This window comes from Streptomyces sp. NPDC127092, assembly GCF_042722475.1.
Taxonomy (GTDB): domain Bacteria; phylum Actinomycetota; class Actinomycetes; order Streptomycetales; family Streptomycetaceae; genus Streptomyces.
This window is the reverse complement of sequence record NZ_JBHXFE010000098.1, coordinates 1-4,376: the sequence shown is the minus strand read 5'-3', so window position 1 is coordinate 4,376 and position 4,376 is coordinate 1. Positions and strand designations below refer to the sequence as shown.

The 4,376-nt window shown below is 66.6% G+C and carries 3 protein-coding genes; all 3 read right to left on the bottom strand.

Annotation, left to right across the window (positions count from 1 at the left end; all coding sequences use genetic code 11):
• Positions 1-71: 71 nt before the first annotated feature.
• A complete protein-coding gene (locus tag ACFWJO_RS37305; protein ID WP_144819765.1) occupies positions 72-1,655 on the bottom strand; it encodes an amidohydrolase in 1,584 nt (527 codons plus the stop codon).
• Positions 1,652-3,319 carry a thiamine pyrophosphate-binding protein gene (locus ACFWJO_RS37300; protein WP_247298380.1) on the bottom strand — a complete coding sequence of 556 codons (1,668 nt, stop codon included), beginning with the start codon at positions 3,317-3,319 and terminating at the stop codon, positions 1,652-1,654. The genes ACFWJO_RS37305 and ACFWJO_RS37300 overlap by 4 nt, the downstream gene beginning before the upstream one ends.
• Before the next feature lie 33 nt (positions 3,320-3,352).
• Positions 3,353-4,376 (bottom strand): amidohydrolase (locus tag ACFWJO_RS37295; protein ID WP_386872563.1); only part of this gene is annotated, 1,024 nt, incomplete at its 5' end.

Here is a 4,376-nt window from a genome sequence, read left to right as displayed (position 1 = left end):
GCGTGGTCTAGACATGGTGACCCTCTAGTCGACGGGTCAGCCCGGACTGCACGACGGGTACGGGTGGAAGCTCACACGTCCGCAGTGCCAAGCCACCGACGCTGCCCCTCCCGGTCCCGGACGTACTCGGGCCACAGGACATTGATGGGCGGTTCGAAGCTGGCCGGCAGTAGCGGTGCGCAACCTCGCCCTGCCTTGCGGCGGGCGAACTCCTCGGCGGCGTCACTCAACAGAGAAGGGTCGGTCAGCAGATCGATGAAGGTCCCGCTGATGGTCTTGCCCGCCACGTCGATGGTCGGATCGATGGTGGCCGGGATGCCGCCCAGGGCGTTCATCACCCAAGCCGGGTAGGGAGCTTCCCCCTGGGCCTGCTTCAGGGCCGGACGCGAGATGTAGAAGCGCACGGTCGGGGCATAGTGGGTCATCTCCACGTAGTCGTCGCTGGTCCAGTTCAACTGCCAGGGTGCCAGGTGCTCGCGCAGGCCCCGTTCGGCGTCCTGCGGGGTGATGAGCGATTGGCATTCCTCCAGGAAGGGCCGGTCCATCGGCGCCAGGCCCAGTTCGCGCTGGATGGACTGCGCAACGGCAACCGCATCCGGACCGTACTGGGGGGCACCGACTTCTTCGAGATTGGCGTACAGGGCCTGGGCGAGCGCGTGATTGGTCAGCCCGGGCCGAGACCGGGCCACCCACGTCTCGTCGACCCGGCAGTGTGCCATCGCGGCGGCATGCTCGGCGTTGCGGTCGAGCACCTGCAGGATGTGCTCGGCCATGTCGATGTCCGGTGTGCGCCATGAGTATTGGATGCGGGCCACACGGGCGGGCAGGTTGTCGGCGGTGGCCTGGCCTGAGGCCAGGATGGCGTCCGAGAGACTCCAGCCGCCGAAGCTGGGCAGCATGGCGTCCTGCATGATCCGGGAGGCCGAATACATCTGCATCAGGGCAACGTTGGCCCCGGGGGCACGGGCGGCCGAGTGCGAGGCGGGGATGGGGGACTCCGGGCTACCACTCGTCTGCCAGGTCTCGGGCTCCTCGCAGACGAACTCGTATACCTTCGAGTAATACGCACCGCACTGGGTGTCCCAGCGGGCCGTGTTGCACAGAGGCAGCATGTAGAAGGGATGGAAGCTGACGATCGCGTCCACGTTTTCGTAGTAGCCGCGCAGCCCGTGAACGACCTTGGACCCGTGCATCTTCTCGGCCGGTTCACCTGTGTACCGCAGCGTGCCGGGGATGTCGTGCTGGCGCATGGCGTGCTGGGTGGCCAAGAGCCCGGCGAGGGTAGAGATCCCAAGCACCGAATGCGGGTCCGTGTGCCCAGGCGCATGTGTGTCCAGCCCCTCCCGGGCGGCGGCCCGGGTGTCGGGTGCTTGGCAGTTCCCCGGGACCGCGTCGTACTCGGCATAGGTCAACAGCGTGGGCCCCTCGCCGTGGGTCCATTCCGCGCAGAACGCGGTGGGCATACCCGCCGAGCCGGACTCCACGGTGAACCCGTAAGAGGTCAACAGGTCCACATACCAGGCGGCGGATTCGAACTCACGCCAAGCTGGCTCGGCCAGGTTCCAGATGTGCTGATGCCAGGTGGAGAGCTCGGTGAAGTGATCGTCGATCCACTGCCGGGCGGTCTGCTTGGCCTGGAATGTGAGGATGCTCATCGGGTGGCCTCCTCAGAGAACAGGGCCAGCGGCACGTGCACGAGCTGAACGCCGCCAGCGGAGACCGCCGCGGCCACGGCTGGTTCGAGTTCCCCGGGACTCGCGATACGACGACCCGTGGCCCCGAATGCCTGAGCTAGCGCGGCCCAATCGGGCTGGGTGAGGCGGACCCCGATCGGGGCGATGCCGACGGAAGCCTCGTTCTCCTCGATCTCCTTATATCCGCCGTTGTCTACCACGACGACAACGAGGTCAAGCCGCTGTTCGACAGCGGTGACGAGCTCCTGAATGGAGAACATGAGCGCGCCGTCTCCGACGACGCAAACGACCGGGCGGGAATCGTCGGCGATGCCCGCCCCTATCGAGGCCGGCAGCCCATACCCCAGCGTGGCGTAGGTTGCCATGTACAGGTAGGAGTTCCGCCGAGCCAGCGGAATATGGTTCGCCGTGCCGTAGTAGCAGATCTGTGATGAGTCCGCCCCGAGGATGACATCATCCGGCAGTGCCGCAGCGATGGCTTCGGAGACTGCGACCACGGCCGGACTCCAGTCCCTGGACTCGGCCTCAATGGCCGTGCGCACCTCGGCGGCGCGCCGGGCGCCACTAACTCTCCGCTCCTTTCGATCAAGCGGCGTCAACGCCTCTATGAGTTGGTCGACAACAGCCTCGGCGTCTGCGGCAATGCCCACTTGGGCTGGAAGATTCTTGTGCAGCTGGGACTGCAGGCGGTCGATGCGCACCACCACGCCCGAGGGCGACAGGGGCCCCCACCACAGTTCCGCCTCGCCGACCTTGGACCCGACCACGATCAGCACGTCCGCGGCATTCACCACGGCCTGGGCTGTCTTCAACCTGAGCGCGGCGCCCAGGGACAACGGGTGCGTCTCAGGGATGGCAGCGCGCCCGTTGAGCGTGGTCACCACGGGGGCGTCGGCCAGTTCCGCAAGCGTGACCAATCGGTGTCCGGCGCCCAGGGACCCGCCGCCGTAGACGATCACAGGGCTGGTGGCCGAGCTGAGCAGGCGCGCCGCCTCCTGGACCTGGTCCTCAGGTGCGCGCCGGGCAGCGGGCAATGGACGCGCCCCCAAGTCGAGCTGGCCGAGGTCAATGGGGGCCTCGAGGACATCGAGGGGGATCTCGATGACCACCGGACGGGGCCGACCAGTGCGGAACAGCTCGAAGGCCTCGTGCACGGCCCGCACCGCCTCCGGAGCGCTGGACACCCGGCGGGACCACTCGGCGACGGCCTCAGCTGCGGCTTGAGAGTCCTTGGTCTCATGCAGGGCACCCATGTCCGCGAACTCTTCCCCGAGCGAGGGTCCGGGGGTGAGCACGATCATCGGTCGGGACTCAGCATATGCGGTGGCCACAGAAGACAACGCGTTCAGCAAACCCGGCCCTGAGGTCGTGATCACCACACCGGGAAGGCCGGTCTGCAGTGACCAGCCGTCAGCTCCGTACCCACTGCCTTGCTCATGACGGTTCGTCACCGCGCGAATGCCCAGCCGGGGCAGGGCCCGGTACAGCTCCAGATTGTGCGTTCCGGGGATGCCGAAGACAGTGTCGATTCCGTAGTTGCGCAGGGTGGTCAGTACGGCGAGGGCCACATTGTTCTGGCACGTGGTCTCTGTCATGGCACTGTCGGTCGTGGCGGAGTTAATCATGATGTTCCTTGGTTCCTTGGGCGCTCTACTTGCTCAGGCGTTGTCCGCGATGTAGACGGAAACCCCGCCCACCCACGTCGACAACACCGGGATGTCCTGGATGGTCGCGGCGTCCACGGCCAGTGGGTCAGCGCCGAGCACCACGAAGTCAGCGCGCTTGCCCGGGGTGAGGCTGCCCAGATCACTTTCCCGCCCCAGGACGCGCGCACCGGCGAGGGTGTGGGCCTGCAGGGCGCGCTCGGCGCTGATTCGTAACGTGTCCGGACCGAGCCGGTCGCCACGGGCAGTAGTTCGGGTGACCGCAGTTTGGACGGCCTGCAGTGGCAACGGATCGGCAACGGGGGCGTCTGAGCTGAGCGTGACCGGGACACCGGCGTCGACGAATTCCCCGAGCGGGTTGAACCTCTCCCCTGGGGTGCCAATCGCGTCGGTGACACCGGATCCCCAGTTGTAATAGTGCTGAGGTTGGTTCACCGGCAGGATGCCGGCGGCGGCCATCCGGGTGATTTGCTCGGGGGTGGGCAGTCCACAGTGTTCGATGCGGTGCCGACAGTCCTCGCGCGGGTGATCCCTCTGAACCTGCTCGATCGTGCTGATCACCATCTCGATCGCATCGGGCGACTGTGCATGAGTGGCGGTTTGCAGCCCGGCGCGATGGGCTCTGCCGACGAGCTCGGCGTACTCGGCCGGCTCGTGGTAGAGCATGCCGGTGCGGCAAGGGTCGCCCACGTACCCGTCCGGGAAGTAGGCGGTCCACCCACCCAGGGTGCCGTCTGCGTAGAACTTGAACCCCGCGAAGGAGAGCATGCTGTTGCCGAAGGCCCCGCGCATGCCGATCTCGAGTCCCTCCTCCAGGAGGGAGGACAGCAGGTACATGGCGTAGCGGATTTTCAGTTCCCCCCGCTCGGCCAGGTGCAGGTACATGTCGAACTCACGACGTGTGACCTGAGCGTCGCCGACAGTGGTCACGCCTCCGGCAGCGAAGGACTGCTGGGCCAGCGCCAGTTGTTGGATGTGGTCTTCGAGACTGTCGCCCAGGTGCAGGTTAGGACCGTGG

Excerpts from the sequence above, each read along its gene's own strand:
- ACFWJO_RS37305 (WP_144819765.1), bottom strand. The coding sequence starts at position 1,655 with ATGAGCATCCTCACATTCCAGGCCAAGCAGACCGCCCGGCAGTGGATC.
- ACFWJO_RS37300 (WP_247298380.1), bottom strand. The coding sequence starts at position 3,319 with ATGATTAACTCCGCCACGACCGACAGTGCCATGACAGAGACCACGTGC.